The organism is Flavobacterium sp. GNP010, assembly GCF_056428945.1.
This window is the reverse complement of record NZ_JBWJVK010000093.1, coordinates 1-2624: the sequence shown is the minus strand read 5'-3', so window position 1 is coordinate 2624 and position 2624 is coordinate 1. Positions and strand designations below refer to the sequence as shown.

Here is a 2624-nt window from a genome sequence, read left to right as displayed (position 1 = left end):
CAATAGAATATTCTATTGACTCTGAGAATTATTTTAATTCAAAATCAGATTATGACAATGCTTTAATTGCAGCGTATGATTTATTACAAACTACATATCTTAATTCATTATTAGGAGAAATTGCCTCAGATAATACTTTGGCAGGTGGTGAAAGCCAATCAGATGTGCCCGGTTTTCAACAAGTTGATAAAATGATTCATACTCCTGTAAACAGTAATTTAAAAAATTTATGGGACTGGATGTTTGCTGGTGTTCAAAGAGCAAATTACATACTAGAATTTAAAGATAAGACTGACTTTCAAGGAAAAAATCAGGTTATAGCGGAGGCGCGTTTTCTTAGAGCATATTATCATTTTGAATTAGTGAAATGGTTTGGTGGCATTCCTATGAAAGGCGATGCAAGGTTTAGTCCTGGTGATGAGAAAAAAATTCCACGATCCTCGGTTGCAGGAGTATACGCTTCTATTGAAGCAGACTTAATTTTTGCTGCAGACAATTTAGCAGCTACAGCTGCACAAAAAGGTAGAGCTACAAAAGGCGCTGCGCTAGCCTTACTTGGAAAGGCTTATTTATACCAAAATAAATTTGCACCAGCGGCAACAACTTTTGACCGTTTATTTGCGGCATCTCCTTACTCTTTAGTAACAGATTACAATTCTATTTTTGAAAATGAAGGTGAAAATGGAGTAGAATCAGTGTTTGAAGTGCAATATACTGATGTAGAAGGAGCAGGTTTTACTTGTCTTCAATGTAGTGAAGGTAATGTAGCTGTTGGTTTTAGCGGACCAAGGAACTATTCTGGAGATCTTTTTACCTCGGGTTTTAGTTTTAACGTACCAACTCTAAAAATTGTTAATGCTTTTGAAGCAGGAGATCGAAGAAAAGCAGTAGCGATTTTAGACATAGAGGCATGGGCTACTTCATCTGGAGCAACTTTTGGCAAGGGATACGAACATACAGGCTTTTTTAATCGAAAATACATTCCAAGAAAAAGGCGTATCGAAGCGCAAGGAGATTTAAACTTAACCAATCCTAATAATTACAGAGCCATTCGTTACGCTGATGTACTATTGATGGCTGCCGAAGCAAATAATCGCGGCGGAATTGACGATGCAAAAGCAAGAGGCTACTTAAATCAAGTGCGTCGACGAGCTTTTGGAGATTTGAATCATGATATTTCAGTTTCTGGTGCTGCTTTAACTGATTTTATTTTAGCCGAACGTAGAGTAGAATTAGCAGGCGAAGGACATCGTTTCTTTGACCTAGTTCGTACTGGGAAGGCCGCACAAGAAATTACGGGTTTTAAAGCAGCAAAGAATGAATTATTTCCTATTCCTATTGAGGAAATTCAATTTGCAGGCGGTAATTGGACACAAAATCCCGGATATTAAAAACTAATATTATTTATATATGAAAAAGTTAAAATTAATACTAAGCATTTCTTTAATAGCGCTATTTTTTGGCTGTTCAGAAGAGAATAATGACGTGGATTTAGATGGAATAGATGCACCATCAAATATATCTGCTCTTACCACTATTACACAAGATAATTCAGGAAATGTTACTTTTTTGCCAAAAGGAGAGGGAGTTACTCAATTTGAAATTTATTATGGTGATGGAACTGCTGCACCTGGATTTGTAAATCCGGGAGGAACAGTATCTCATAAATACAAAGAAGGTAAATTTCAAGCAAAGATTGTAGGTATCACGATTAATGGGAAAAAAACAGAGACCATGCAAGAGGTAATGGTTTCTTTTTTGGCACCTAAAAATTTACAAACTACAATAACTATTGGCAGTAATCTTGCCATCAACGTAACGGCAAAAGCGGACTTGGAGACTTTTTTTCAAGTATATTTTGGTGATGTTGCAAATGAAGTTCCCGTAAATTTTATGGAAGGCGAAGTGGTAACACACACCTACGCTAGAGCTGGAACTTATCAGGTTAAAGTTGTCGCCTTAAGTGGTGGAGTTGCAACAAGTCAAAAAATTGAGGCAGTAACTGTGACCAATCTTTTTGCTGCACCAGTACCAACAATTCCTTCTGCTAATGTAATTTCTATGTTCAGCGATACCTATACAAATGTCGCAGTAGACACATGGAGAACTTCTTGGTCACAAGCAACTTTAGAAGATATCGACATTAGTGGCAACAAAACAAAAAAATATAGTGCTTTGGGATTTGTAGGTATCGAAGCTACTACAACACCAATCAATGCTTCGGCAATGACTTTCTTCCACACTGATATTTGGTCTGCTGATTTTACAGAATTTAAAGTTAAGCTAGTCGATTTTGGTGCAAATGGTGTTTTTGGGGGAGGTGATGACAAAGAGCATGAAATAACTATTGCTAATCCAGCTAAAGAAAAATGGGTGAGTTTAGATATTCCGTTAAGCGATTTCACAGGATTGACGACACGCGGTCATATTGCACAGTTAATTTTTGTAGGAGCTCCTTTTGGTAATACAACGGTTTATGTTGATAATGTATTTTTTTACAATCAAGCCGCATCTGTAACAGCAGCACCAACTCCAACAGTAGCAGCCTCTAAAGTGATTTCTATGTTTAGCGATGCATATACCAATGTCCCTGTTAATACTTGGAGAACATCATGGTCAAGTGC

The 2624-nt window shown here is 37.0% G+C and carries 2 protein-coding genes; both read left to right on the top strand.

Annotated features, from left to right (window positions below):
* Positions 1-1391: RagB/SusD family nutrient uptake outer membrane protein (locus AC061C_RS15525; RefSeq protein ID WP_478291923.1), on the top strand; the 1391-nt coding region annotated here is incomplete at its 5' end.
* Between the two features lie 19 nt (positions 1392-1410).
* The coding region (locus AC061C_RS15520) for a hypothetical protein (protein WP_478291922.1) at positions 1411-2624 on the top strand (1214 nt) is incomplete at its 3' end.